At 68.8% G+C, this 24,244-nt stretch carries 24 protein-coding genes; 8 read left to right on the top strand and 16 right to left on the bottom strand.

What is annotated here, in order from left to right; all coding sequences use genetic code 11:
- Nucleotides 1-189 precede the first annotated feature (189 nt).
- The 3 genes from HMPREF2914_RS07740 (at nt 190) to HMPREF2914_RS07730 (ending at nt 5,273) form a co-directional block, all read left to right on the top strand.
- The gene (locus HMPREF2914_RS07740) at nt 190-2,601 is read left to right on the top strand and encodes a glucose/quinate/shikimate family membrane-bound PQQ-dependent dehydrogenase (protein ID WP_023091785.1); all 2,412 of its coding nucleotides are present in this window, start codon (nt 190-192) and stop codon (nt 2,599-2,601) included.
- 131 nt (nt 2,602-2,732) lie between these two features.
- On the top strand, nt 2,733-4,865 hold the full coding sequence (locus HMPREF2914_RS07735) for a TonB-dependent receptor family protein (protein WP_019485745.1): 2,133 nt from the start codon (nt 2,733-2,735) through the stop codon (nt 4,863-4,865).
- Nucleotides 4,866-4,985: 120 nt separating this feature from the next.
- On the top strand, nt 4,986-5,273 hold the full coding sequence (locus tag HMPREF2914_RS07730) for a hypothetical protein (RefSeq protein ID WP_023091786.1): 288 nt from the start codon (nt 4,986-4,988) through the stop codon (nt 5,271-5,273).
- 12 nt (nt 5,274-5,285) lie between these two features.
- On the opposite strand, the gene HMPREF2914_RS07725 is transcribed toward HMPREF2914_RS07730, so the two are convergent.
- Genes HMPREF2914_RS07725 through HMPREF2914_RS07700 form a run of 6 tightly spaced genes read right to left on the bottom strand, consistent with a single transcriptional unit; the run spans nt 5,286 to nt 10,672 of the window.
- Complete coding sequence (locus tag HMPREF2914_RS07725) at nt 5,286-5,921, bottom strand: hypothetical protein (protein ID WP_023091787.1); 636 nt, start codon at nt 5,919-5,921, stop codon at nt 5,286-5,288.
- Nucleotides 5,908-7,452: a M48 family metallopeptidase gene (locus HMPREF2914_RS07720; protein ID WP_023091788.1), complete on the bottom strand. Its 1,545-nt coding sequence runs from the start codon at nt 7,450-7,452 to the stop codon at nt 5,908-5,910. The genes HMPREF2914_RS07725 and HMPREF2914_RS07720 overlap by 14 nt, the downstream gene beginning before the upstream one ends.
- On the bottom strand, nt 7,453-8,115 hold the full coding sequence (locus HMPREF2914_RS07715) for a hypothetical protein (protein WP_023091789.1): 663 nt from the start codon (nt 8,113-8,115) through the stop codon (nt 7,453-7,455).
- Entirely contained in the window at nt 8,112-8,783 is a 672-nt protein-coding gene (locus HMPREF2914_RS07710; protein ID WP_003131780.1) for a hypothetical protein, read from the bottom strand. Before HMPREF2914_RS07710 ends, HMPREF2914_RS07715 begins: the two co-directional genes overlap by 4 nt.
- Nucleotides 8,780-10,237 carry a M48 family metalloprotease gene (locus HMPREF2914_RS07705; protein ID WP_023091790.1) on the bottom strand — a complete coding sequence of 486 codons (1,458 nt, stop codon included), beginning with the start codon at nt 10,235-10,237 and terminating at the stop codon, nt 8,780-8,782. The genes HMPREF2914_RS07710 and HMPREF2914_RS07705 overlap by 4 nt, the downstream gene beginning before the upstream one ends.
- Before the next feature lie 6 nt (nt 10,238-10,243).
- Nucleotides 10,244-10,672 carry a hypothetical protein gene (locus HMPREF2914_RS07700; RefSeq protein WP_003089323.1) on the bottom strand — a complete coding sequence of 143 codons (429 nt, stop codon included), beginning with the start codon at nt 10,670-10,672 and terminating at the stop codon, nt 10,244-10,246.
- A 287-nt stretch (nt 10,673-10,959) separates the two neighbouring features.
- Between HMPREF2914_RS07700 and HMPREF2914_RS07695 the strand changes: the two genes are divergently transcribed.
- Nucleotides 10,960-11,814: a helix-turn-helix domain-containing protein gene (locus HMPREF2914_RS07695; RefSeq protein ID WP_003139425.1), complete on the top strand. Its 855-nt coding sequence runs from the start codon at nt 10,960-10,962 to the stop codon at nt 11,812-11,814.
- 12 nt (nt 11,815-11,826) lie between these two features.
- Here HMPREF2914_RS07695 and arsH read toward each other — a convergent pair whose 3' ends face one another.
- The 5 genes from arsH to HMPREF2914_RS07670 form a co-directional block, all read right to left on the bottom strand.
- Complete coding sequence (gene arsH, locus HMPREF2914_RS07690; protein ID WP_023091791.1) at nt 11,827-12,519, bottom strand: arsenical resistance protein ArsH; 693 nt, start codon at nt 12,517-12,519, stop codon at nt 11,827-11,829.
- A gap of 11 nt (nt 12,520-12,530) precedes the next feature.
- Nucleotides 12,531-13,001: an arsenate reductase ArsC gene (locus tag HMPREF2914_RS07685; protein ID WP_003112098.1), complete on the bottom strand. Its 471-nt coding sequence runs from the start codon at nt 12,999-13,001 to the stop codon at nt 12,531-12,533.
- Nucleotides 13,002-13,032: 31 nt separating this feature from the next.
- Nucleotides 13,033-14,316: an arsenic transporter gene (locus HMPREF2914_RS07680; RefSeq protein ID WP_003124659.1), complete on the bottom strand. Its 1,284-nt coding sequence runs from the start codon at nt 14,314-14,316 to the stop codon at nt 13,033-13,035.
- A 13-nt stretch (nt 14,317-14,329) separates the two neighbouring features.
- Nucleotides 14,330-14,680: a metalloregulator ArsR/SmtB family transcription factor gene (locus HMPREF2914_RS07675; protein ID WP_003089312.1), complete on the bottom strand. Its 351-nt coding sequence runs from the start codon at nt 14,678-14,680 to the stop codon at nt 14,330-14,332.
- Nucleotides 14,681-14,758: 78 nt separating this feature from the next.
- Nucleotides 14,759-15,649 carry an AraC family transcriptional regulator gene (locus tag HMPREF2914_RS07670; protein WP_003113750.1) on the bottom strand — a complete coding sequence of 297 codons (891 nt, stop codon included), beginning with the start codon at nt 15,647-15,649 and terminating at the stop codon, nt 14,759-14,761.
- Nucleotides 15,650-15,857: 208 nt separating this feature from the next.
- On the opposite strand from HMPREF2914_RS07670, the gene HMPREF2914_RS07665 reads away from it, so the two are divergent.
- The gene (locus tag HMPREF2914_RS07665; RefSeq protein ID WP_023981134.1) at nt 15,858-16,919 is read left to right on the top strand and encodes an NAD(P)-dependent alcohol dehydrogenase; all 1,062 of its coding nucleotides are present in this window, start codon (nt 15,858-15,860) and stop codon (nt 16,917-16,919) included.
- 24 nt (nt 16,920-16,943) lie between these two features.
- Here the strand turns inward: HMPREF2914_RS07665 and pumA are convergent, their stop codons facing one another.
- Nucleotides 16,944-17,321: a monooxygenase PumA gene (gene pumA, locus HMPREF2914_RS07660; protein WP_003089304.1), complete on the bottom strand. Its 378-nt coding sequence runs from the start codon at nt 17,319-17,321 to the stop codon at nt 16,944-16,946.
- 77 nt (nt 17,322-17,398) lie between these two features.
- Between pumA and soxR the strand changes: the two genes are divergently transcribed.
- On the top strand, nt 17,399-17,869 hold the full coding sequence (soxR, locus tag HMPREF2914_RS07655; RefSeq protein WP_003089301.1) for a redox-sensitive transcriptional activator SoxR: 471 nt from the start codon (nt 17,399-17,401) through the stop codon (nt 17,867-17,869).
- A gap of 7 nt (nt 17,870-17,876) precedes the next feature.
- Here soxR and HMPREF2914_RS07650 read toward each other — a convergent pair whose 3' ends face one another.
- From HMPREF2914_RS07650 to HMPREF2914_RS07640, 3 genes are all read right to left on the bottom strand, one after another.
- Nucleotides 17,877-19,574: a peptidoglycan D,D-transpeptidase FtsI family protein gene (locus tag HMPREF2914_RS07650; RefSeq protein ID WP_003110751.1), complete on the bottom strand. Its 1,698-nt coding sequence runs from the start codon at nt 19,572-19,574 to the stop codon at nt 17,877-17,879.
- Nucleotides 19,575-19,695: 121 nt separating this feature from the next.
- Nucleotides 19,696-20,211 carry a GNAT family N-acetyltransferase gene (locus tag HMPREF2914_RS07645; RefSeq protein WP_003089295.1) on the bottom strand — a complete coding sequence of 172 codons (516 nt, stop codon included), beginning with the start codon at nt 20,209-20,211 and terminating at the stop codon, nt 19,696-19,698.
- A 7-nt stretch (nt 20,212-20,218) separates the two neighbouring features.
- Nucleotides 20,219-20,809 (bottom strand): TetR/AcrR family transcriptional regulator, encoded by a 591-nt coding sequence (locus HMPREF2914_RS07640; protein ID WP_003089292.1) that lies wholly within the window; start codon nt 20,807-20,809, stop codon nt 20,219-20,221.
- A gap of 146 nt (nt 20,810-20,955) precedes the next feature.
- Between HMPREF2914_RS07640 and HMPREF2914_RS07635 the strand changes: the two genes are divergently transcribed.
- Nucleotides 20,956-22,161 (top strand): MFS transporter, encoded by a 1,206-nt coding sequence (locus HMPREF2914_RS07635; RefSeq protein ID WP_003117816.1) that lies wholly within the window; start codon nt 20,956-20,958, stop codon nt 22,159-22,161.
- On the opposite strand, the gene HMPREF2914_RS07630 is transcribed toward HMPREF2914_RS07635, so the two are convergent.
- On the bottom strand, nt 22,125-23,195 hold the full coding sequence (locus tag HMPREF2914_RS07630; protein WP_023091793.1) for a CTP synthase C-terminal region-related (seleno)protein: 1,071 nt from the start codon (nt 23,193-23,195) through the stop codon (nt 22,125-22,127). The genes HMPREF2914_RS07635 and HMPREF2914_RS07630 overlap by 37 nt on opposite strands.
- A gap of 86 nt (nt 23,196-23,281) precedes the next feature.
- Here HMPREF2914_RS07630 and HMPREF2914_RS07625 point away from each other — a divergent pair, with 86 nt between their 5' ends.
- Nucleotides 23,282-24,178 (top strand): LysR family transcriptional regulator, encoded by an 897-nt coding sequence (locus HMPREF2914_RS07625; protein WP_023091794.1) that lies wholly within the window; start codon nt 23,282-23,284, stop codon nt 24,176-24,178.
- The last annotated feature ends 66 nt before the right edge of the window (nt 24,179-24,244 follow it).

The following is a 24,244-nucleotide window of genomic DNA, read 5'->3' as shown; positions in this document are numbered from 1 at the left end:
CTGGTGGCGGGGATCAAGATCCAGACGGTGTTCTAGGCTGTTGCTTCGGACAACCGCGATTCGGTCATGGCCAGCGGCCATTTCTTCAGCGCCGCCCAACGCGGCGCGGCGGGCTGAACAGCCCGGCGTGCAGAACGTAATAGGAGAGTAAGCAATGCCTGTCATCAACCCCGAAGGGAGTACCGGACGATGAGCGAAGGTAACCACAGTCGATCGCGCCTGCTGCCGAGCCTGCTCGGCCTGTTGATCCTGCTGTCCGGCCTGGCGCTGCTGGCCGGCGGCATCAAGCTGGCGAGCCTGGGCGGCTCGCTGTACTACCTGCTGGCCGGCATAGGCCTGGCCCTGAGCGGGCTATTGCTGCTGCTGGGCAAGCGTGCGGCGCTAGGCCTGTACGCTCTGGTGCTGTTCGCCAGCACCGTCTGGGCGCTGTGGGAAGTCGGCCTGGACTGGTGGCAACTGGTGCCGCGCCTGGCTCTGTGGTTCGTCTTCGGCCTGCTGCTCTGGCTACCCTGGTTCCGCCGCCCGCTGCTGGCCGATGGTCCGGCGCCGCTGGGCACCGCGGCGCTGGGCGTGGCGGTGGTCCTGGCCGGCGCCGCCGCGGTGGGCAGCCAGTTCACCAATCCGGGGCAGATCGTCGGCCGCATCGACCGCGACAGCGGCATGACCAGCACCGCCCCGGCGATGCCGGACGGCGACTGGCAGGCCTACGGCCGCACCGAGTTCGGCGACCGCTACTCGCCGTTGAAGCAGATCACCCCGGCCAACGTCGGCCAGCTCGAGGAAGCCTGGCGCATCCGTACCGGCGACCTGCCGACCGCCGACGATCCGCTCGAACTGACCAACGAGAACACCCCGCTGAAGGTCAACGGCATGCTCTACGCCTGCACCGCGCACAGCAAGGTGCTGGCCCTCGACCCGGACACCGGCGCGGAAATCTGGCGCTTCGACCCGCAGATCCAGAGCCCGGTAGGCTTCAAGGGCTTCGCCCACATGACTTGCCGTGGCGTCTCCTACTACGACGAAGAGCAGTACGCCAGGAGCGACGTCGGCGCGCCGCCGGCCGCGCTCTCCGAGGCCGGCAAGGCGGTCGCCGCCAGTTGTCCGCGGCGCCTGTTCCTGCCCACCGCCGACGCCCGCCTGATCGCGATCAACGCCGACAACGGCAAGGTCTGCGAGGACTTCGGGGTCAAGGGCGCGGTCGACCTGACGGCCGGCATCGGTCCGTTCACCCCGGGCGGCTACTACTCCACCTCGCCGGCGGCGGTCACCCGCAATCTGGTGATCATCGGCGGCCACGTCACCGACAACGAGTCGACCAACGAGCCGTCCGGGGTGATCCGCGCCTTCGACGTGCACGACGGCAAGCTGGTGTGGAACTGGGACAGCGGCAACCCGGACGAGACCGAGCCCCTGGCTCCCGGCAAGTTCTATACCCGCAACTCGCCGAACATGTGGTCGCTGGCCAGCGTCGACGAGAAGCTCCGCCAGGTCTACCTGCCGCTGGGCAACCAGATGCCCGACCAGTGGGGCGGCAACCGCACCCCCGGCGCCGAGAAGTTCAGCGCCGGCCTGGTGGCCCTCGACCTGAACACCGGCAAGCTGCGCTGGAACTACCAGTTCACCCACCACGACCTGTGGGACATGGACGTCGGCAGCCAGCCGACCCTGCTCGACCTGAAGACCGCCGATGGCGTCAAGCCGGCGCTGATCGCGCCGACCAAGCAGGGCAGCCTGTACGTGCTGGACCGCCGCGACGGCACGCCGATCGTGCCGATCCGCGAAGTGCCGGCGCCGCAGGGCGCGGTGGAGGGCGATCATACCGCGCCGACCCAGGCGCGTTCCGACCTCAACCTGCTGCGCCCGCCGCTGACCGAGCGCGACATGTGGGGCAGCAGCCCGTTCGACCAGATGCTCTGCCGCATCCAGTTCCGCTCGCTGCGCTACGAGGGCCAGTACACCCCGCCGTCGGAGCAGGGCAGCCTGATCTATCCGGGCAACGTCGGGGTGTTCAACTGGGGCGGGGTGTCGGTCGACCCGGTGCGCCAGATCCTCTTCACCAGCCCCAACTACATGGCCTTCGTCTCGCAGATGGTGCCGCGCGACAAGGTGCCCAGCGGAAGCAAGCGCGAGGGCGAGACCAGCGGCGTGCAGCCGAACACCGGCGCGCCCTACGCGGTGATCATGCATCCGTTCATGTCGCCCATCGGCCTGCCGTGCCAGGCGCCGTCCTGGGGTGACGTGGCGGGTATCGACCTGACCACCGCCAAGGTCGTCTGGCAGCACAAGAACGGCACCAGCCGCGACAACACCCCGGTGCCGATCGGCCTCACCGTCGGCGTACCGAGCATGGGCGGCTCGATCACCACCGCCGGCGGCGTGGCCTTCCTCAGCGGTACGCTCGACCAGTACCTGCGCGCCTACGACGTGAAGGACGGCAAGCAGCTCTGGCAGGCGCGCCTGCCGGCCGGCGGCCAGGCCACGCCGATGAGCTACACCGGCAAGGACGGTCGCCAGTACGTGCTGATCGTCGCTGGCGGACACGGCTCCTTCGGCACCCGCATGGGCGACTACATCATCGCCTACGCCCTGCCCAGGCAATGACCCGCCCACCGGGAGCCCACAGCCGGCTCCCGGCCTTCCGGGCTTCGGCCCGGAAGGGGCTTTGCCAAGGGGAGGCGCGTTCCCGCCCTTGGCAAAGCCCCTTCGATACCTTGCGACCCGCGGAACCCTGCATGCCGTCCCGACCCCGTCCCAGCTTCGTCTCCCACCTGTTGCCCGGCTCCCTCGCGCTCTGCGGCCTGGCCATCGCCTGCGCCGTCCAGGGCGAGGAGCGACGCAGCCTCGAACCCATGGTGGTGACCGGCAGCTACAACCCCAGCGATACCTTCGACCTGCCGTTCTCGGTGGATAGCATCGAGCGCCGGCAGATCGCCGACGGCCAGCTCGGCATCAACCTCTCGGAAGTCCTGCCGCGGGTACCCGGCCTGGTGGTGCAGAACCGCCAGAACTACGCCCAGGACCTGCAAATCTCCTCGCGCGGCTACGGCGCCCGCTCGGCCTTCGGTATCCGCGGGCTGAAGCTGCTCGCCGACGGCATCCCGGCCAGCACGCCGGATGGCCAGGGCCAGGCCGCGACCCTCAACCTCGACGTCGCCGAGCGCATCGAGGTACTGCGCGGGCCGGCCTCGACGATCTACGGCAGCAACGCCGGCGGGGTGATCCAGATGTTCTCCCGCGACGGCCAGGGCGCCCCGCGGGTCGGCGCGGAAACCACCGTCGGCAGCGATGGCCTGAGCCGCAACCACCTGTACACGGAAGGCGAGGGCGACGGGGTCGGTTTCCTGGTGGATGCTTCGCGGATGGACACCGACGGCTACCGCGACCACAGCGCCGCGCGCCGCGACCAGACCTTCGCCAAGCTCAACTTCAGGCCCGACGCCGACAGCCGCCTGGCGCTGATCTACAGCAGCCTGGAGCAGAACGACACTGAAGATCCGCTGGGGCAGACCTGGGACGCCTACAAGCACGACCCGCGCTCCGTCACCGCCAACGCCGAGCTGTACGACACGCGTAAGAGCATCGACCACCAGCAGGCCGGGATGAACTACGAGCGCTACTTCGGCGAGGCGACCTTGCAGGTCAACGCCTACGTGGGCAAGCGCAGTGTCGTGCAGTATCAGGCGATACCCAAGCAGATAGGATGCGAGAGTAATCCGCGTTGCCAGAGGAATGGCGCGGTGATCGACTTCGACCGCGACTTCCACGGTGGCACCGTGCGCTGGCTGCAACCGGTACGCCAGGCGCCGGGCGAGCTGAACCTGACCGTCGGCCTCGACTACGACCAGAGCCGCGACGACCGCCGCGGCTACCAGAACTTCAACGGCGACCAGCTCGGCGTGAAGGGCGAGTTGCGCCGCGACGAGGTGGACACCGCCACCAGCCTCGATCCCTACCTGCAGGCGAGCTGGGCCATCGACGCCTGGACCCTGCAGGCCGGGGTGCGCCACAGCACCATGAAGATGGAGGTCGACGACCGCTACCTGAGCAACGGCGATGCCAGCGGCTCGCGGCGCTACCGGAAGAACACCCCATCGTTCTCGGTGATGTACGCCTTCACCCCCGACCTGCACGGCTACCTCAGCGCCGGCAAGGGCTTCGAGACCCCGACCCAGGCGGAGATGGCCTATGCGCCGGTGGCGGCGAACGCGCCGGACGTCTTCAACTTCGGCCTCAAGCCGGCCACCAGCAGCCAGTACGAAGCCGGGCTGAAGGCGCGCCTGTGGGGCAATACGCGGGTCAACGCGGCGATCTTCCAGATCCGCACCGAGGACGAGATCGTCGTCGCCAGCTCCCTCGGCGGTCGCACCAGCTACCAGAACGCCGGCAAGACCCTGCGCCGCGGCTTCGAACTGGGCGTGGAGAGCGAACTGAGCGAGCACTGGAACGCCAACCTGGCCTATACCCGGCTATCCGCCACCTACGATTCGGATTTCGAGGCCGGCGGCAAGACCATCGGCAAGGGCAAGCACCTGCCGGGCGTGCCGGAAAGCAGCCTGTTCGGCGAACTGGTATGGAAGCCCGTGGAGGGCATCAGCATGGGCTGGGAAGGCATGTACCGCAGCCAGGTCTACGTCGAGGACAGCAACAGCGAAAAGGCCGCGCCGAGCTATGCGGTATTCAACTGGCGCACCCGCTTCGAACAGCGCCTGGGGGCCTGGACCTTCCACCAGCTGGTGCGCCTGGACAACCTGTTCGACCGCCAGTACGTCGGCTCGGTCATCGTCGGCGACGGCAACCGGCGTTACTACGAAGCGGCCCCCGGGCTGTCCTGGTACGCGGGAGCCGGGGTCGAATACCAGTTCTGAAGTGCCGGATGCGCTTGTTCGCGCTACCCGGCCAGCCCTTGTCAGCGTCGTCAATTCCGATTACTGTATAGATGTACAGTAATCGGAATTCGCCTGCCTGCGCGACAAGGAGCACCGATCATGAGCCACAACCTTGCCGAACTGCCGCTGTCCCGACGCCGCGCCCTGGAGCGCGAGAAACAGGCCTGCCTGCGCCTCCACCTGTCCCGCAATCGTGCCAGCGAACGCCTGGAGCGCGCCGTGCGCGACGAAGTCGAGCGCCTGCTGGGTGCCCGCGAACGCCAGGGGGCCGGCTGGCCGGAGTGGGTCAGCGCGGAACTCTGCGTGGCGGACGACCCGCTCTTCGTGCGCAAGGTGGTGGTGCGTCTGAAAGCCGCGGTGGACTGGCAGCGCCAGCGCGCAGCCTGAGCGTTGCTCGCTTCAGGCCCCGCTGCCGTCGCTCCCGGGCGCGCGATGATGTTGCAGGGCGCGCTGGCGATGGCCGGCGAGGATGTACCGGTAGATCAGTCGTGCGAGCGACTCCTGCTCCATTTCCTGGCCGTCCAGCGCGGCGCCGCATAGCGCCAGCTTGACCCGCTTGCCGCCGGCCACCGCACGGGCTTCGGGGCGGGCGAAAGCCCGCGGGTCGAAACGGGCATGGCTGTCGAAGCGCGGTGCCGTGCAATCGAAGGTGGTCGCGAAGGTGAGTTCCAACCAGCGCCCGCGCTCGATCTCCAGCGACTGGAAGGTGTACATCGGCACCTGCGGCGCGTTGGCGAAGGCGATGCTCTCCGGCGTCAGGGTGAGCGCGACCTGGCCGTGGCGCCGGTAGAGGAACACGCCCGCCAGGCAGGCGTACAGGCCGCCGCCCAGCAGCAGCGCGGCTGGCAGCCAGAACAGCCATTGGCCACTGGCCAGGCGCCAGGCGTGGGGCAGCGAAGCGAGCCAGAGACCGGTGGCGCCAGCCACCAGGCCAGCGAGCAGGGCAACGCAGGCGGTGCCCCGCGAGACCTCGCGGATCTCGCAGCGGGCTTCCAGCGGCGGCAGTTCGTCGAGGGTTTCGTCAGTTTCTTGCATGGGGATTCTCACAGGTCTTGCCGAGCAGGTCGGCGCTGAGCGCTCGGCTCAACGCCAGGGGGGCGCCGAACCAGACGCTAAGCGCCTGGCTCGGCGGTCGTGTCGGAACGGCCCGGCCGGCGGTCCCGGCCCAGGTGCGTTCGAAGCTCTCTCCCAGCGCCTTGCAGCGCATACCCAGCGGAGGGTGGGTATCCTGCGGATGGACCTGGAGTCCCTCCGCCCCGGGGTCCGGTGCTTCCAGGCCGGACTGGCCCAGGTAGACGTGGATGGCGTCCACCAGGTTGTCCGGCGCGCGCGCCGGAGCGAGCAGGCAGTGTTCGAGGAACGCCCGTATCGGCGCGCCGGCCGCCGCGCTGCGCAGCAGGGCCGAGGCCATCGCCGGCGCACCGGCCAGTTGTGCGGCGCGGCGGTCGGCGGCGAATTCGCGCAGGCGGCTCCAGTGGTTCACGGCGAGGCCGAAACGTTCGAGGAAGTACCCGGCCAACAGTCGCGCCGGTTCCAGTGCCGCACGTTCGAAGACGTTGGCTTCCTGCTCCTCGATGGCGGCCAGTTGGCTCGCGGCGCCCTGGTAGATCGGCAGGAAGCGCAGGCTGTAATGGGCGTCGCGGCCGGCGAAGTGGGCCAGTTCGTGAGCGATCACTGCACTCAGTTCGGCGCGGTCCAGCAGGCCCAGCAACGGTAGCGAGAGGTATAGGCTGCGTCCTTCCAGATGCTCGCCGGAAGGTTGCAGGCAGACGCGGTTGGCGGTCACGTAGAAGCCGTCGCAGAGGCCCACCAACAGGTGCTGCGGGGCTGGCGTATCGAGGCGCGCCGCCAGCTCGCGCAGCAGCGTCCAGAGTTCCGGTGCATCCTCTTCGCCCAGCCGGCGGCCGATGACATCCAGGGCCGGCGCCGGGCGCAGGCGCAAGCGGCTGATCTTCGCCAGCATTTGCCACGCCGACGCCAGCAGGCCGAGAAGGATCAGCGCCACGCTCAGTTGAGTGCGTCCTTCGCTGACCGGAACCTGGCCGACCCGCCACAGCCCGAGGATCTCGAACGTTCCGGCACAGGCCAGGGCCAGGGCGAGCAGGCCGATCTGGGCGAGGAGCAGGCAGGGCAGCAGGCGTCGGCCCAGCTCGAACCACAGGAGCAGGCAGCGACGCGAGCGCAGTGCGCTGCGTGCGGCGCCGGCGATGCCGGCCAGGGAGACGGCTCCCAATACGGCGACCAGCGCCGCCAGGCAGGCTCCGCTATCGGCGAGGACGGCGGCGAAGCGATTCAGGCGCTGTGCGCTTCGTGTGTCGGCGAGTTGCTCGTCGAGCCGCGCCAGGGCCAGGTCGCGCACATAGGCCCGGTCGTCCACCCGGACGCTGGCCCTCGGCGGCAGCGCCCGCGCTTCGGCGAGCGCGCGCTCGACCCACTGCTGCGCGGCGCCCAGTCGCTCGGCCTGCTGCTCGGCGCGCCAGGACTGCCAGGCGCCGAGCCCCGCCAGCAGCGCTGGAACCAGCACCAGGCAAAGCAGCAGCCTTCGCGGATGGACCGTGCCCTTCACTCAGCTCTGGCTGCGCAGTTGTTGCAGGTAGCGCTGGGCGTGGGCGGCCTGGATGTAGGCGTCGAGGATCGCCGCCATGTCGTCGCAGTCCAGCTTCTTGCCATCGCTCTGCAGGCCGGCCGACATGATGGTGATGCGCGGGTCCTTGCCTTTGAAAGCCATGGCCTGGGAGGCGAACACCTGGCGTACGGCGCGATGGGTCGGCAGCGGCGTTTCGGGCCGCAGGTGGAGGGTCTGGGTGGTTTGCAGCATGTCGGCCTTGACGCTGAAATCGATGACGTCGGCCAGCTCGACCGGAGCCGACAGGCTGTCGGCCCAGAGCTGGGTACGGGTCAGGCGCATGAAGGGGGTCTTGCCGGAGTTGCGATGCTGGTAGCCGAGGAACAGCCCGAACAGGCCGAGCAGCAAGCCGACGACGCCGACCCCCGGCTTGCCCTGGGAGAACCACATGCCGGTCATGATGAAGGGCACGATGCTCAGCAGCGGACCCAGCACCACGTACTTGCGGGTATTGGTGAACTCGGTGGCCGGGGGTACGTTGGCGATCACCCGCTCCAGGTGGGCGATGACCTCGGCGGTCTTCGCCTGGTTCAGCTCTTCGTGTTCGGCACCGAGGGTTTCGGCGAGGTTGGAGACGAGGTCCCGGGGTTCCTGGTTGCTCATGGAAATATCCTTGGAGTTGGGAGTGAAGAGGAAGCACTGGGCGGGATCTCGCCCAGTTGGCGGAGCCGGGCCTGGGCGCGGGCGATGTCCAGGTAGAGGTCGATGACCTCCGCGGCTTCCAGTAGCGACAGGTTGCGACCGTTGAGGCGCCAGCCGGGGGACAGCAGGCGAACCCGTGGGCCGTCCCGGCATTCGCTGACGGCACGCGCGGCGAACGGGTCGAGCGGGCGCGTGGATGGCGCCGGTAGCGCCTTGCCGTGCAGTTCGAGGACTATCGCGGAGAACCAGACCCCGTCCTCCAGGCGCAGGTCGGCGACCTCCAGCAGGTCCAGCGGCGCCGACAGGCTGCGGGCGCGCAGGCGCCCTTGGCCGAGGACGAGGAACGGCGCGTTCCTGGCGTTGCGCTGCAGGCAGGCCAGACACATGAGGAGGGCGGCCGCCGCCAGCAGGCACAGCGCCGCCGCCTCATGGCCGGGACCGGGGTGGTCGCGCAAGGTCCAGGCGCCGCCGAGCAGCAGCAGGCCGAGCAGGGCGGACAGCGGCGCCGCGCCACGGGCGGCGCCGATGCTTATCCGGTTGGGAACGCTGGCGACGAAGCGCCGCAACCGCGTGGCTTCGTCGTCCCTTGCCCCGGCGGGGCAGGGTGCTTGCGCGCCCGGCGGGATCATCGGCTTTCCCCGTGGCCTGCATCGAGCAGGCGGTTGAGCCACTGCGTGTCGTCGCCGCTGACGATGCGCCTTGCCTGCCGCAGCAGGTCGTCGTCGAGCGCCAGGGAAAGGTCCGCGATCCGCTGGTAGGTCGGCGGGTGACTGTCGAAGGGGTGTTCCAGGCGGCGCGCGCTGTCCTGTTCGTCCAGTTCCAGGGAGTTCCCGCGCAGATGGTCGGTCAGCGCATGCACCAGGTTGCGCGTCTGCGGGCTGGCCAGCAGGCGTTCGATCAGTCCTGCCAGGGCGCAGGTGCGTAGCAGCGCGATGGCGAAGACCCGCGCGCCGGCTACCCGCGCCCCGACCTTGTCGGCGGCCAGTTCCTGGCGGCGATTCCAGTGCAGGTAGGCGCGCTCGAAGCGTTCGAGGAAGTACAGCGCGGCCCACAGGCCCGGCTTGCCGAGCAGGCCGACACGCCCATCCTCGGGTGCAGCGATGCGTTCGATGCGCAGGCGCACCTGCCGCTGCAGGAGCGACAGGGAGGCGCCGTGGGCGGTGTCGCCGGCGGCGAAGTGGCCCAGTTCGTGGCCGATGATCGCGGCGCTTTCGGCCTCGCTCATGACCGTGGCATAGGTCAGCGGGATGTACAGGGTACGCCCCTCCAGCGGAATGCCGCGGGGTGCCAGCAGGACCTTGGCCTGGGTGACGAAGTAGCAGTGCTCGATGCCGGTGACGACATGGTCCGGTAGCGGCGCTCCGGCGCGGTCGGCGATCTGTCCCAGCCATTGCCAGAGGCCGGGCGCGGCGACCCGGTCGAGTTCGCGGCCGAGCAGGTGGAGCACCGGTTCCTCCAGCGGCAGCAGTTCTCCGCGCAGGCGCCGCAGCATGAGCAGGCCGCCGAGGAACAGCAGCCACAGCGGCAGCGAGAAGAGCAGGGCGACGAAACCGTGGCTGTGCCAGTGGCTGTAGCTCCACAGCGCTTCGTAGAGCAACTGGCTGGCCAGGGCGGCGACCAGCAGGCCGGCGTGCAGCGGGACCAGTCGACCGAGGCGCCGCCAGGCCGGCGCGAGGTGGCCGAGCAGGTAGGCTTGCGAGCGCATCGAGCGGCGCCCGTCGTATTCCAGTCTCGCCAGCAAGGCGGCCGCGACCAGCGCCGACGCCAGCGCGCAGAGCTTGCCGATAGCGGCCAGCCAGCCGCGCAGAGCCAGCCAAGGATGGTCGCGGCGGATGGCCTCGGCGTCTTCGGCGAACTGGTGAAGATGACCTTCGACGCCATAGGCCGGACGGAACAGGTGACGGGGAATGGCGTCGGCGGCGTCCGGGTCGTTGCGCGCCGAGGCGCTCCAGTCGCGCATGAACTGTTCGTCGCGCAGGGTCGAGTCGACCCGGAAGGCCTGCACGGCGGACCAGGCGTAGAGCGCCAGGGGAATCAGGAAGAGGAACGCGAGCAGCCTTACCCGCAGCGTATCGTGGCTCATCCGCGTTTATTTCTGCTCGAGGTAGTCGGTCAGGAATGCCTGGGGCTCGCCTGCGGATGACAGCGACTCGCTATAGGCGACCTGCCGCGTCTGCTGTTCGCCGGGCAGGTAGAGCTCGCCCCAGCCGTCGCGCACGATCAGGATCACATACTTGCTGCCGTTCAGTTCGGTGGAGTAGCGACTGTCCCTGGCGCTCTTTTCCACCTTTACCTTGTGGATCAGGCGGTCCCAGTCGTGGTCCAGACCTTCGACCTGCAACAGCGCTTCGCCGGCCGCCGCTTCGCCGATACGCAGGGTCCAGACCTTGAGCCCCTGCTGGCCCTGATAGGCCACCACCTTGTCGGCGACTGGCGGCCGCGCCTCTTCGGCTTGCGCCGTGCAGGATCCCCACGCCAGCGCGCCCATCAGCAGCGCCGCAGTCCACTTTGCTATCATTCTCGCCCCCTTTGGCAACGCGATGTAAAAGGGGCGCATCTATTAATACAGGCTCGGACCATGAACAACCGAGGCGGCCGCCGCTCACAGGAAAAGTGTCGTCGCCCACAGGTTCGGTTCGATCAGCGCACGGAACCATCCTGGAAAGCCGCTGCCTGAACCGGTTCAGATGGTTGCGTCCCACCGATACCTACGCCATGGAAAGCTGGAATCCCTACCACGACACGGAGCTTTATTTCGACGCTCCTTCGCCCCTGTGCCAGTCGCAGATCCTCGACGCGCGCGAAATGCTCGGCAGCGCCACCGGTCACTACCAGGCGCGGACGGTGCGCCCGTCGATGCAGTATTTCGATTGCGACCTGAGCTTCACCGAGCCGCTGCGAACCCACAAGGTGCTGCCGGAAGGCCTGTGCATCGTGCAGATGTTCGACGGCCAGTGGCGGCACAGCGTCGACGGCGGCGAGCCTTATCTGTACAACCTGGGCGGTCCTTCGGTGCTCGGCACCGGCGAGCCGATGGAGGCCTTCGATATCCTGCCGGCGGGCAGCCGCGTGCGCCTGGGCGGGCTGCGGATCGCCGCCAGCTATCTGGAAGAGGAACTGGAAACCGGCGATGGCGCCCTGCGGCCGCTGGCGCGGCTGAAGGGCGACGGCGCGAGCTTCACCCAGTTGTCCCGTTGCGGCGCCATCACCGCCCTGTTCGAGCGCCTCTACCAGAATCCATACCGCGGCGCCCTCGGACGCCTGCACGAAGAGAGCCTGACCTTGGGCCTGCTGGTGGAGCTGGCCGCCTACCTGGGTGGCGCGGACCTTCGTCGCGCGCGCACCCCACGCGCCCAGCGCGACCTGGCCCACGAAGCGCGCCGCCTGCTGGAGGCGAACCTCGGTGAGCCGCCGGCCAGCCTTGAACTGGCGCGCCAACTGGGGGTCGGCGAAACCACCCTGCGGCGGATCTTCAGGAACGAGTTCGGTCGCTCGATGTTGCAGTACGTCCGCGACCGGCGTCTCGAGATCGGCCGGCAGATGGTCCGCGAGGGTCGCTGGCAGATCGCGCAGATAGCCTATCGCCTGGGTTACTCCAGTCCGGAAAACTTCACCCATGCCTACCGCGCGCGCTTCGGCCATCCGCCGGGGCGCGAGTGAGGCGGACGCGGTTCAGAGCGAACGCTGGTCGACCCGCGCGGAAAGCTGCTCGGCGCTTTCCTTGCGCTCCGAATAGCGGTCCACCAGGAAGTCCGTGCGCTCGCGCAGGAGCAGGGTGAACTTGAACAACTCCTCCATCACGTCGACCACCCGGTCGTAGTAGGGCGATGGCTTCATCCGGCCCGCTTCGTCGAACTCCAGGTAGGCCTTGGGAACCGAGGACTGGTTGGGGATGGTGAACATGCGCATCCAGCGACCCAGCACGCGCAACTGGTTGACCACGTTGAACGACTGCGAGCCGCCGCAGACCTGCATCACCGCCAGGGTCTTGCCCTGGGTCGGGCGCACCGCCCCGAGTGCCAGGGGAATCCAGTCGATCTGCGCCTTGAATACCGCGGACAGCGCACCGTGGCGTTCGGGCGAGCACCAGACCTGGCCTTCCGACCACAGCACCAGGTCGCGCAACTCGCGGACCTTGGGATGCTCCAGCGGTGCATCGTCGGGCAATGGCAGCCCGGAAGGGTCGAAAATCCGCGTTTCGGCGCCGAAGCGTTCGAGCAGGCGTGCGGCCTCCAGCACCAGCAGGCGGCTGAAGGAGCGCTCGCGGGTCGAGCCGTAGAGCAGGAGGATGCGCGGCCTGTGCCCGGAGACGGGGGGCGGGTCGCCGAGCAGCGCGGGATCGAGGTTGGGTAGTTGTTCGGACATGCTTCCTCCGGTCAGAGCGAGCCGATGCGCTCCAGCTCACGCTTGAGCTGGTCGCGATCCAGGGTAGCGAAGGGCAGGCCGAGGAAGGCTCTGCAACGCTGTTCGATGCGTGCCAGGGTGGCGTGGAACGCCGCATCCCGCAGGGCTTCGTCGCCATCCAGGGCGGAGGGATCGGCCAGGCCCCAATGGGCCTTCAGCGCTGCGCCGAGATACAGCGGGCAGGCTTCCCCCGCGGCGGCGTCGCAAACGGTGATGACGATGTCCGGCGGTGCGCCTTCGAAGGCTTCGCTGCCCTTGCTGTACAGGCCGTGGGTGGCGATGCCGGCCTGTTCGAGGGTCGCCAGGCTGCGCGGATGCACCCGCCCGCTGGGCTGGCTGCCGGCGCTGCATGCCTCGAAACCCGGCGGGGCCAGGTGGTTGAACATGGCTTCGGAAAGAATGCTGCGGCAACTGTTGGCCGTGCACATGAACAGGACTCGCATGGGATGCTCCTGCCGCCGTCGCCGGCGGCCGTCAGATGGCCAGGCGCAGGGCCAGGGCCGAAAGGGTCGCCAGCAGGACCGGCAGGGTCAGCAGGGCGCCGACCCTGAAGTAGTAGCCCCAGGTGATGCGCATGCCTTTGCGCGCCAGCACGTGCAGCCAGAGGAGCGTCGCCAGGCTGCCGATAGGGGTGATCTTCGGACCCAGGTCGCAGCCGATGACGTTGGCGTAGATCATCGCTTCGCGCACCGCGCCGGCGGTGTCGCTGGCCTGGATCGACAGGGCGCCGAGCAGCACGCTGGGCATGTTGTTCATTACCGACGAGAGGGCGGCGGAAAGCAGTCCGGTACCCAGCGCGGCCGCCCATACGCCGTGCTCGGCCAGGCGGTTCAGGAGCTGCGCCAGGAGGTCGGTGAGACCGGCGTTCTTCAGGCCGTAGACCACCAGGTACATGCCCAGCGAGAAGACCACGATCTGCCAGGGCGCTTCGCGCAGCACCCGCCGGGTCGAGATCACCCGCCCGCGCCCGGCCACCGCCAGCAGCAGCGCCGCACAGGTCGCGGCCACCGCGCTGACGGGGACGCCCAGCGGCTCCAGGGCGAACAGCCCGGCGAGCAGGACCAGCAGCATCCAGCCGCCGACGATGAAGGTCGCGCGGTCGCGGATCGCCGCCCGCGGCGGCTTCAATTGCTCCAGCGCATAGACCGGCGGCAGGTCGCGGCGGAAATAGAGGAACAGCACCAGCAGGGAGGTCGCGACGCTCACCAGGTTTACCGGCAGCATGACCGCGGCGTACTCGCCGAAGCCGAGCCCGAAGTAGTCGGCCGAGACGATGTTCACCAGGTTCGAGACCACCAGCGGCAGGCTGGCGCTGTCGGCGATGAAGCCCGCCGCCATGACGAAGGCCAGGGTCGCCGCCGGGCTGAAGCGCAGGGCCAGCAGCATCGACATCACGATGGGCGTGAGGATCAGCGCCGCGCCGTCGTTGGCGAACAGCGCCGAGACCGCCGCGCCGAGCAGCACGCAGAAGGCGAACAGGCGCCGGCCGTCGCCGCCCGCCCAGCGCGCGACGTGCAGCGCGGCCCATTCGAAGAAGCCGGCCTCGTCCAGCAGCAGGCTGATGACGATCACCGCGATGAAGGTGGCGGTGGCATTCCAGACGATGTTCCAGACGGTCGGGATGTCGCCCGGCGCGACGCTGCCCAGCGCCAGGGCGAGCAGGGCGCCGATGCTGGCGCTCCAGCCGATGCCGAGGCCCCTGGGCTGCCAGATGACCAGGACCAGGGTGAACAGGAAGATGGCGAAGGCGATCAGCATGGGGCGGCTCGCGCTATTGGCAGCAGGCGGAGGCGCGCTGCGGGCGGCCGTCCATGTCGCGCAGGCGCGCTGCGTCGGCTTGCAGCCAGTCGCCGTTGGCCCGCAGGGTCACTTGCAGGACTTCGTGGATCCAGGCCGGCAGCGCAGGGTTCAGGCGGTAATACACCCACTGGCCCTGGCGACGGTCGAGGAGCAGCCCGGCACTGCGCAACTGGGCCAGGTGGCGGCTGATCTTCGGCTGGCTGTCGGCGAGGGCGCACATCAGTTCGCAGACGCACAGTTCGCCCTGGTCGACGATCAGCAGGGTGGCGCGAACACGCGTCTCGTCGGCCAGGCACTTGAACACTTCGGCGGGGCTGGGCATCGCTGGGCCTTCCTGGATATATGGAAAGCTGAATATACGGATATCCGTATGTATTGCAAGCGCCCCCGCTCCCGCCGGCTAGCGGCGGGCGGCCTGGACTTCCTCGCTCGGCGTGCGCCCGAAGTAGCGCTTGAACTCGCGGCTGAACTGCGAGGGACTCTCGTAGCCGACCTGGTTGGCGGCGGTACTGGCGTTCAGCCCGTCCTGCACCATCAGGCTCCAGGCCTTGTACAGGCGCACGCTCTTCAGGTACTGGAGGGGCGAGGTGAAGGTCATCGCCTTGAAGTTGTGGTGGAAGGTCGACACGCTCATGTTCGCCTCGCGAGCCAGGGTGTCGATGTCCAGCGCACTGGCGTAGTCGGTGTGGATGCGCCGCAGGGCCCTGGCCATGCGCCCGTAGCCGCTGTGCCGGCCGGCCACCGCACGCAGGGCGTTGCCCTGCTCGCTGCGCAGGGCGCGGAAGATGATCTCGCGGACCAGTTGCGGGCCGAGGATATGGCTGTCCAGCGGGCTCTGCAGGCAGCCCAGCAGGCGCATCACCGCATCGGCCATCCCCGCGTCCAGCGGTACCGAAGCCATCGGCGCGCTGGGCGCCAGTTCGTTGTCGTCGTCGCTGCCGGGAGCCTCTTCCATCTGTAGCAGCAGTTCCTTCAAGGTGCCGATATCCACGTCGACGCTCACTCCCAGCAAGGGTTCGGCGGCGGAGGCGTGGGTTTCGCATTCGAACGGCAGGGGCACCGACATCACCAGGTAGCGTTCGGCGTCGTAGCGGTAGGTTTCGCCGCCGAGGAAACCGATCTTCTGGCCCTGGGCGAGGATGCAGATGCGCGGCTCATAGAACACCGGGCTGCGCGGATAGGCCTGTTCGGCGCGCATCAGGCGAACCCCGGGGATGCGGGTGGCGTCGAAACCCGGTTCGTCTTGCAGGGTGGCGATCAGCGACGCCATGTCGGTGGAAGTAGTGCTCATGCCTTGGCTGTTTCTCCAGGAGGGGAGGCAAACGTAGCAACCCCGTGCGCGCCTGGGCAGTGGCGGCACGCAACATCGGCACGAATGGGCAAGGCTTCGACAGGAATGGACATTCTGCGGCGGCGCCCATCCGGCGAACAATTGCCCCCCGAACGGACCGCCGCCAGCAAGCCGTCGCGGCCCGCCATCCTGCGAAGAGGACACACCGATGACCCTACAGATCCGCGGCTACGCCGCCCAGTCCGCCAGCGCCCCGCTGACCGCCCATCGCTTCGAACGCCGCGCGCCGCGCGCCGACGACCTGGTGATCGACATCCTCTACTGCGGCGTCTGCCACTCGGACCTCCATCAGGCGCGCAACGAATGGCACAACAGCCTGTACCCGCTGGTGCCGGGCCACGAGATCATCGGCCGGGTCGCCAGCGTCGGCGAGGCGGTGAGCGGTTTCGCGGTCGGCGAACTGGTCGGCGTCGGCTGCATGGTCGACTCCTGCCGGCACTGCACCGCCTGCTCCGAGGGCCTGGAGCAGTATTGCGCGGAATACCCGACCCTGACCTACAACGGCCGCGACCGCCACGACGGCCTGCCGACCTTCGGCGGCTACTCGGAGCGCATCGTGGTCTCGGCCAGGTTCGTCCTGCGCATTCCCCAGGGGCTCGATCCGAAGGCGGCGGCGCCGCTGCTGTGCGCCGGGATCACGTCCTACTCGCCACTGCGTCACTGGAAGGTCGGTCCCGGCAGCCGGGTGGCGGTGGTCGGCCTGGGCGGCCTCGGTCACATGGGCCTGAAGTTCGCCAGGGCGCTCGGTGCCGAGGTGGCCCTGTTCACCCGCTCGCCGGGCAAGGAAGAGGAAGCGCGGCGGCTCGGCGCCGACCAGGTGATCCTTTCCACCGACCCACAGCGGATGGCCGCCGTCGCCGGACGCTTCGACCTGATCCTGGACACCGTGCCGCACCAGCATGACCTCAATCCTTATCTGGCGACCCTCAAGCGCGACGGCACCCTCGTACTGGTCGGCCTGCTCGAGCCGCTGGAGCCGGCGGTGCACGGTGCGCAACTGGTGATGGGACGCCGCTCGATCGCCGGCTCGGCCATCGGCGGCATCGCCGAGACCCAGGAAATGCTGGATTTCTGCGCGGCCCACGGGATCGCCTGCGACATCGAGATGATCGAGATCCAGCAGATCAACCAGGCCTACGAGCGGATGCTGGCCAGCGACGTGAAGTATCGCTTCGTGATCGACATGGCCTCCCTGCAGAAGTCCTTCTGAGACGGGCCGTCGGCGCCGGCGGGCTCAGCAGCCCTCGGCGTCGACCAGGAAGGTCTCGAAACGCACGCTTTTCGCCCCCAGCCGCCAGACGCCCGCGCTCAGCGGGCCTTGCGCGTCCTCCCGGGCCTGCCAGGCGCGTTCGCAGTCCTCGCGTGAACGCCAGCAGGTGTAGTTCAGCACGTGCTGGCCGTCCTCGCTGGGGTGCAGGCTGGCGGACAGGTAGCCCGGGCAGTTCCTGAAGCAGCGTTCCAGGCGTTGCAGGTGCGCGTTCTGTTCCAGCGCCAGCGACAACTGGCTGGCGGGTTCCACCTCGATATCGATGAGTTGCGCGTAGCACGGCGACCGCTCGCTAGCGGCCGGGCACTGATCGTCGGTGCAGCAGTAGGAGGAGGGGATGAGCATGGCGGGTTACTCCGGGTGACTTGTGTCGAGGGCCGGCCCAGGGTAAAACCTCAAGCAAACTTGAGGTCAAGCCAATCATGAAGAATTCCTGCGCATCTCGTGAACTGAGCGTCGGCGAACTGGCCAGGCGTGCCGGCGTGGCGGTCTCCGCCCTGCATTTCTACGAAACCAAGGGGCTGATCAGCAGCCAGCGCAACGCCGGCAACCAGCGGCGCTTCAGTCGCGAGACGCTACGCCGGGTGGTGGTGATCAAGGTCGCCCAGCGGGTCGGCATTCCCCTCGCGGAGATCGCTCGCGCCCTGCAGACCCTGCCGGCGGGGCGCAGCCCTAGCGCGGCGGACTGGGCGCGCCTGTCGGCGCAGTGGAAGGAGGATCTCACCGAGCGCATCGACAAGCTGCTGCTGTTGCGCGACCAACTGGACGGCTGCATCGGTTGCGGCTGCCTGTCGCTCCAGGCCTGCCCGTTGCGCAACCCCGGCGACCAGCTTTCCGCCGAGGGGCCGGGAGCGCACTGGCTGGACGCCGAGGGCCGCGAGCACGACGGCTAGGCAGCGGTCAGCCGTGGTGCTGGCGGTCGGCGACGGCCGGGCTGTCCTGCAGGTTGTCCGGCGGGATCGCCAGGGCGCGTAGCGATCCGGCCATGATGTCGCTGAAGGTGGGCGCCGAGACCAGGCCGCCGAAGTAGCCGATCCTGGTCGGCGAATCGATCATCACCGCCAGCACCAGTTGCGGGTCGGACGCCGGCGCCATGCCGACGAACAGCGAACGGTAGGACTTGTCCGCGTAGCCCCGGCCCGAGGCCTTGCGCGCGGTGCCGCTCTTGCCCGCCACGTGGTAGCCCGGCACGCGGGCGCGGACTACGCCCTTCGGGTCTTCCACCACGGTTTGCAGCATCGCCCGGATGCGCCGTGCGATCTGCGGGTCCATCGCCTGGCGCACCTGGTTCTGCGGGTTGTCGCGGAGCAGGCTGAGCGGCACCAGCTTGCCGTCGTTGGCGAACACCGAGTAGGCCTGGGCCAGCTCGGCGGTGTTCACCGCCAGGCTGTAGCCGAACGACATGCTGGCGGTGGCGATGTTCGACCATTTCTCGTGGAACGGCAGGTAGCCCGGGTTCTCGCCGGGGAAGCCCAGCGACAGCGGCGCGCCGAAACCGACCCGGCCGAGCTGTTCGAGGATCGGCTTGGGTCCGATCTGCAGGGCGACCTTGCTCATGCCGATGTTCGAGGAGTTGATCAGCACTCCGGTCATGGTCAGTACGTCGCGCCGGGCGACGTCGTGGATGGTGTGCCCGTCGATGGTCATCCAGCCCGGTGCCACGCTGACTTGACTGTTCTCGTCGAACTTGCCGGAGGCCAGCGCCGCCGACATGCTGAACGGCTTGATCACCGAGCCCGGCTCGAAGGTATCGGTGAGGGTGCGGTTGCGCATGAAGGCCGGGGCGAAGCTGGCGCGGTTGTTCGGGTTGTAGGAGGGGAAGTTGGCCATCGCCAGGATCTGCCCGCTCTTCGGGTTCACCAGGACCGCCGAGCCGGAGTGCGCGCCGAACTTGAGCACGGCCTTTTCCAGCGCCTTGTAGGCGATGAACTGTAGTCGCAGGTCGATGCTCAGGGCCACGTCCTGGCTGGCCTTGGGCGTCTTCAGCACCTTGATGCTGTTGACCAGCGAGCCGCGCGGGTTGATCGCCACCTCGCGTACCCCGTCCTTGCCGCTCAGCCAGTCGTTGAAGCCCAGTTCGGTGCCTTCCTGGCCGCGGCCGTCGATGTTGACCAGGCCGATCAACTGCGCGGTCAGCTCGGAACTGGGGTAGAAACGCTTGTATTCCTTGATCTGGTGTACCCCCGTTATGCCCAGGGCCATCACCTCGCTGGCCTCGATCGGCGACAGGCCGCGCTCGAGGTAGAGGAAACGCTTGTTCGGGTTGGCCTGGAGCTGGGCCAGCAGCGGCGCCGCGGGGCGGTGCAGGGCGCCAGCCAGGCGCGGCACCTCGTCGAGGTGGGCGGCCATTTCCCTGGGGTTGCACCAGATCGACGCGACTTCGGTGGATACCGCCAGCGGCTCGCCGTTGCGGTCGGTGATCATGCCGCGGGTGACCGGGATCGGCAGGTCGCGGATCGAGCGAAGGTCGCCCTGGTCGGCGAGGAATTCGTGGTCGTGGACCTGGAGATAGACCAACCGTCCGGAGACGGCCAGGGAGGCGAGGACGAACAGGGTGACGACAAGGATGAAGCGGTAGTTTCGGCGTTGACTGCTCATGCAAGGGCACACTGGGGAAGAGGGAGAGCGGAAGCCCGTCCGGGGCAGTGCTGAAACATCCTGTTGCAGTTGGCAACTGTACCGTCACCCGCCACCCGCCGGTCAAGCCCTTTGCCGCCGTCTAGAGCACCAGGCGCATCGCGCAGCGGCTGTCGGCGGCGAAGCCGATCTCCTGCTCGTGGCCGAGGATCGCGCGCAAGCGCTCGCCGGCTTCCTGCCAGGTCAGCCGCTGGAAGCCCAGGCGTGCGTAGAACGGCGCGTTCCAGGGCACGTCGCAGAAGGTCGTCAGGGTCAGCGCCCGGCAGTGGCTGGCGTGGGCGTAGGTCACCGCGCGCTCCAGCAGGCGGCGGCCCAGGCCCTGTTGCTGGTGGGCCTGGGCGATGGACAACTCGGCGATGTGCAACTCGTCGGCGCAGCGTTCGGCAGCGAGGAAACCGACCGGCTGGCCATCGGCGTCTTCCGCCAGCCAGTGGCTGCCGCGCTCGATCAGGCGGCGATGGAAGTCCACCCCGGCGACCCCGGCGTCGGCGATCCAGGCCAGCTCGGGCAGCAGGCGGAAGCTTTCCCCGGCTGAGCGCTCGATGGCCGGGAGCAGCGCGGCGTCCTCGTCGCGGCTGGTTCTGATGCGGTAGTCCATTGGCTTTTCACTCCATGAGCAGGCCGTCGAGCAGCACGTCCAGGGCCTGGCAGGCCCTGGCCAGGCTCTCCGGCGGGTGTTCGGCGTTGGCGATACGCAGGGCGGCGTCCACCAGCGCGCCGTTGAGCAGCCAGGCCAGGGCCTCGGCGTCGGTGCGGCGGACGCGCCCGCTGTCCATCAGTTCGCGCAGTTGCCCGGTCATCGAGCTTAGGCAGCGCAGTTGGCTGGCCTCGCTGCTGGGGCTGCCGAGGATGGCCGGGGCATCGCGCAGGACGATGCGCTGGATTTCCGCTTCCAGGGCCATTTCCAGGTAGGCCCGGTTGTAGGCACGGAAGCCGCTCCAGAGGTCCTCGCCGGCAGCCAGGATGGCGCCGAGGCGAAGATTCATCTCGTCGTCGATCTGCTGCACCACCGCGGCCAGCAGGCCTTTCTTGTCGCCGAAGTGGTGATACAGCGCACCGCGGGTGAGGCCGGCGCTGGCGGTCAGGTCGTCCATCGAGGCGCCGGCGTAGCCGTTGTCGGCGAACGCTCGGCGCGCGGCGTCGATCAGCTTGGCGCGGGTTTCCTCGATCATCTCGGCGCGAGGCTTGCGGGCCATGCGAGGTCTCCGGGTGGCGAAGGGGCTTCAGGATAATTGACATACGCTGCGTATGTCTCCATGATTTTTGACATACGCAGCGTATGTGAATTTCGTCTTCTCCCGTCGTCGCCGGTTCCGCTGGAGCCGGCCAGCCGAGGCTTTCCATGAGCAACCCCTATCTCGAACTGTTCGCCGCGCCCGGCGCCAAGGGCTTTTCAGCCGCCGGCCTGCTGGCGCGGATGCCCCTGTCGATGACCGGCCTGGGCATCGTCACCATGCTTTCCCAGGTGCATGCCGACTACTGGCTGGCCGGTACCGTGGCGGCCACCTTCGTGTTCTGCAATGCCTTGCTCGCGCCGCAGGTATCGCGCCTGGTGGACCGCTTCGGCCAGGGCCGGGTGCTGCTCCCGGCCGCGCTGGCCAGCGCCCTGGCGATGAGCGCGCTGTTGCTGTGTACGCACTATCGAGCGCCGAATGCCTGGCTCTACCTGTTCGCCTTGCTCGCCGGGGCGATGCCGAGCATGCCGGCCATGGTACGGGCGCGCTGGACCGAGCTGTACCGGGGCTCGCCGAAGCTGCACACGGCGTTTTCCTTCGAATCGGTGATGGACGAGGTGTGCTACATCATCGGGCCGGTGCTGGCGGTGAGCCTCAGCGTCGGCTGGTTCGCCGAGGCGGGGCCGCTGCTGGCGACGCTGTTCCTGGTCGCCGGGGTGAGCCTGTTCAGTCTGCAACGCGGCACCGAACCGCCGCTGCATGCCCATCCGCGGCGCCGCGCCGGCAGCGCGCTGGCCTATCCGGCGGTACGCGTGCTGGCGCTGGTGCTGGCCGCCATCGGGGTGATCTTCGGCGCGGTGGAAGTGGTCAGCGTGGCCTTCGCCGAGGCGCACGGCAACAAGGCTGCGGCAAGCCTGGTGTTGTCGGTCTATGCCGTCGGCTCATGTCTCGCGGGATTGCTGTTCGGGCTGCTGCGCTGGCGCCTGGCGCTTTCCCGGCAACTGCTCTGCATGGTTACGCTGATGGCCCTGAGCCTGATGCCGCTGCTAGGGGTGGAGAGCATCCTTGCGCTTGCCCTGACCGTGCTGGTGGCCGGTTTCAGCGTGGCGCCGACGATGATCCTGGCCATGGGCCTGGTCGAGCGCGCGGTGGACCCGGCGCGCCTCACCGAAGGCCTGACCTGGGCCATCACCGGGCTGGGCATCGGCATGGCCCTGGGCTCGGCGCTGGCCGGTTGGGTGGTGGAGGGCTACGGCGCCGCCAGCGGTTTCCTCGTCGCGGTCGGCGCCGGCTGGCTGGCCTGGCTGCTGGCCCTGGCCTGCTTCCGGGTGCTGGCTCAGGACGAGGCCGGAGACTGCGCGGTGTCCGGCTGAGCCGGGAAGGCGTATTCGCGTTCGACCCGGGCGATCCGCGCGCTGAAACCGGCGTACCAGTCGCGCCGGCCGCGCGCCTGGGCGTCGCGGTGCTCCGCGTGGCGGCTCCAGGCACGGATCGCCGCCTCGCTGTCCCAGTAGGAGACGGTGATGCCGAAACCGTCGGCGCTGCGGACCGACTCCACGCCGAGATAGCCCGGCTGGCGGCTGGCCAGTTCCAGCATGCGCTCGGCCGCTTCGGCGTAGCCGTCGTCGACGGCGCTGCGATGGGAGCTGAAGATCACTGCGTAATAAGGTGTCGGGCCGCGCCGGGGGCGGTCGCGGCGCTGCGTCCGGCACGCCTCGACGAATGCCTTCGGCAATGGCGGCAGGACGCCGGCCAGGGCTGCCCGCTCGGGTTGGAACAGGGTGGCGACGAAGAACGGATGCTGTTCCAGCTCCACCGCGCGGATCGCTCCGTCGGCGCTCCAGGCGCTGGCCCGCAGTGCGCCGCCGGTAAGTTCCGCGGCGAAGCGCGGGGCGATTGCGTAGCGGCAATGGTAGTCCGCCTCGATCCAGTCGGCGGCATACGCCAGGGCCAGGCGCGAGCCGCGCAGCAGGCGGACTTCCTCGCGGGCTTCGAGCAGAGCGCAGGGCAGGGCGGCGATCACCGCCTGGTCGCTGTGCGGATGCTCCTCGCCATGGGTCGCCGCCTGCCAGCCGAGGGCGTTGCGGGCGAACTCGAGGATCGTGTGCTGGAAGCCGGCGCAGGTACCGAGGAACGGCCGGCGCCGGCCCCGGGCATGGGCGATCAGGCGCAGCACCGCGTCGGCGTCGCGATAGGGGCTGCCCGGCACGCACCAGAACCCGTCATAGCGCTCCAGCGCCGGCTCGGCGGGCAGGCGGTCGCTGGCCAGCCAGTCGAATGCGATCTCCAGGCCGAGTGCCTCGCCGGCCAGGCGCAGGGCCAGGGGAATCGCCCGGTGGGCGGTGATGTGCGGGTCGTGGTCGCCGACCAGGGCAATGCGCAGCGGCGCCGCGGGAGGGGTGGACATCCGTTTTCGCTCCAGTTTCGCCACGCCGGTTGGCGGGCCCTGGCGCTCACTCTATAGTTGCGTTTCCGCACTCGATATCGGCGCCAATGCAAAAGATGAATGCACCGCTGCAATATCGCCTGGACCATGCCGATCTTGCCCTGGTCCTCGCCCTGGTTCGCGGCGGTAGCCTGGCGCGGGCCGCAGAGTTGCTCAGGGTCGATGTGTCGACGGTTTTCCGGGCCATCCGCCGACTGGAGAAGAACCTCGGCAAGGCGTTGTTCGACAAGAGCCGCAGCGGCTACCTGGCGAACCAGACCGCCCGCCGCCTGGCGCAGCAGGCAGAACTGGCGGAACAGGCGCTGGAGGCGGCGCGCATCGGCCTCGAACTGGAGCGCGAGGTGCTCAGCGGTACCGTGCGCCTGACCTGCTCCGACGCCGTCCTGCATGGCCTGCTGCTGCCGGCGCTGGCGCGCTTCATGCCTGGCTATCCGGCCCTGCAACTGGAGCTGGCGACCTCCAACGACTTTGCCAACCTCAGCCGGCGCGACGCCGACATCGCCCTGCGCATGACCCGCACGCCGCCGGAACACCTGGTCGGGCGCAACCTCGGCGAGGTGCGCTACGTGCTCTGCGCCAGCGAACGCTACCTGGAGGGCCGCGACGCGACGGAGCCCGCCATGCTGCACTGGATCGCCCCGGACGATTTCCTTCCCGACCACCCGAGCGTGGTCTGGCGTCGTCGACACTATCCTGGGGTGCTGCCGGCCTACCGCTGCAACGGCGTGCTGGCGGTCGCCGAGATGGCCCGCGCCGGCCTCGGCCTGGCGGCGATCCCTGCCTACCTGCTACGCGACGGCGACGGCCTGCGGGTAATGGACGCCAACCTCGAGGGCTGCGCCAGCGCCCTGTGGCTGCTGACCCGTCCGGACTGCCGGGCGTTGCGCTCGGTGGTCGCGTTGTTCGACGAGCTGGGGCGGCATGTGCGATTGGGTGATGAGTGAAGGGGGAGGGCCGTGCCCGGTACGGCGCGCTCCCGCTCCCCAACCCTCTCCCGCGAGCGGGAGAGG

The sequence above is a fragment of the Pseudomonas sp. HMSC067G02 genome (assembly GCF_001813485.1).
GTDB lineage: Bacteria > Pseudomonadota > Gammaproteobacteria > Pseudomonadales > Pseudomonadaceae > Pseudomonas > Pseudomonas aeruginosa.
Note: the sequence above shows the minus strand (reverse complement) of the source record. Positions and strands in the feature narration are given on the sequence as shown.

Excerpts from the sequence above, each read along its gene's own strand:
- HMPREF2914_RS07645 (WP_003089295.1), bottom strand. The coding sequence starts at position 20,211 with ATGGACTACCGCATCAGAACCAGCCGCGACGAGGACGCCGCGCTGCTC.
- HMPREF2914_RS07735 (WP_019485745.1), top strand. The coding sequence starts at position 2,733 with ATGCCGTCCCGACCCCGTCCCAGCTTCGTCTCCCACCTGTTGCCCGGC.
- HMPREF2914_RS07670 (WP_003113750.1), bottom strand. The coding sequence starts at position 15,649 with ATGAGCACTACTTCCACCGACATGGCGTCGCTGATCGCCACCCTGCAA.
- HMPREF2914_RS07680 (WP_003124659.1), bottom strand. The coding sequence starts at position 14,316 with ATGCTGATCGCCTTCGCCATCTTCCTGTTCACCCTGGTCCTGGTCATC.
- HMPREF2914_RS07665 (WP_023981134.1), top strand. The coding sequence starts at position 15,858 with ATGACCCTACAGATCCGCGGCTACGCCGCCCAGTCCGCCAGCGCCCCG.
- arsH (WP_023091791.1), bottom strand. The coding sequence starts at position 12,519 with ATGTCCGAACAACTACCCAACCTCGATCCCGCGCTGCTCGGCGACCCG.
- HMPREF2914_RS07630 (WP_023091793.1), bottom strand. The coding sequence starts at position 23,195 with ATGTCCACCCCTCCCGCGGCGCCGCTGCGCATTGCCCTGGTCGGCGAC.
- HMPREF2914_RS07705 (WP_023091790.1), bottom strand. The coding sequence starts at position 10,237 with ATGAGCCACGATACGCTGCGGGTAAGGCTGCTCGCGTTCCTCTTCCTG.
- HMPREF2914_RS07650 (WP_003110751.1), bottom strand. The coding sequence starts at position 19,574 with ATGAGCAGTCAACGCCGAAACTACCGCTTCATCCTTGTCGTCACCCTG.
- HMPREF2914_RS07635 (WP_003117816.1), top strand. The coding sequence starts at position 20,956 with ATGAGCAACCCCTATCTCGAACTGTTCGCCGCGCCCGGCGCCAAGGGC.
- HMPREF2914_RS07625 (WP_023091794.1), top strand. The coding sequence starts at position 23,282 with ATGCAAAAGATGAATGCACCGCTGCAATATCGCCTGGACCATGCCGAT.
- HMPREF2914_RS07685 (WP_003112098.1), bottom strand. The coding sequence starts at position 13,001 with ATGCGAGTCCTGTTCATGTGCACGGCCAACAGTTGCCGCAGCATTCTT.
- HMPREF2914_RS07710 (WP_003131780.1), bottom strand. The coding sequence starts at position 8,783 with ATGATCCCGCCGGGCGCGCAAGCACCCTGCCCCGCCGGGGCAAGGGAC.
- HMPREF2914_RS07700 (WP_003089323.1), bottom strand. The coding sequence starts at position 10,672 with ATGATAGCAAAGTGGACTGCGGCGCTGCTGATGGGCGCGCTGGCGTGG.
- HMPREF2914_RS07675 (WP_003089312.1), bottom strand. The coding sequence starts at position 14,680 with ATGCCCAGCCCCGCCGAAGTGTTCAAGTGCCTGGCCGACGAGACGCGT.
- HMPREF2914_RS07730 (WP_023091786.1), top strand. The coding sequence starts at position 4,986 with ATGAGCCACAACCTTGCCGAACTGCCGCTGTCCCGACGCCGCGCCCTG.
- HMPREF2914_RS07740 (WP_023091785.1), top strand. The coding sequence starts at position 190 with ATGAGCGAAGGTAACCACAGTCGATCGCGCCTGCTGCCGAGCCTGCTC.
- HMPREF2914_RS07695 (WP_003139425.1), top strand. The coding sequence starts at position 10,960 with ATGCTCGGCAGCGCCACCGGTCACTACCAGGCGCGGACGGTGCGCCCG.
- HMPREF2914_RS07725 (WP_023091787.1), bottom strand. The coding sequence starts at position 5,921 with ATGCAAGAAACTGACGAAACCCTCGACGAACTGCCGCCGCTGGAAGCC.
- soxR (WP_003089301.1), top strand. The coding sequence starts at position 17,399 with ATGAAGAATTCCTGCGCATCTCGTGAACTGAGCGTCGGCGAACTGGCC.
- HMPREF2914_RS07715 (WP_023091789.1), bottom strand. The coding sequence starts at position 8,115 with ATGAGCAACCAGGAACCCCGGGACCTCGTCTCCAACCTCGCCGAAACC.
- pumA (WP_003089304.1), bottom strand. The coding sequence starts at position 17,321 with ATGCTCATCCCCTCCTCCTACTGCTGCACCGACGATCAGTGCCCGGCC.
- HMPREF2914_RS07640 (WP_003089292.1), bottom strand. The coding sequence starts at position 20,809 with ATGGCCCGCAAGCCTCGCGCCGAGATGATCGAGGAAACCCGCGCCAAG.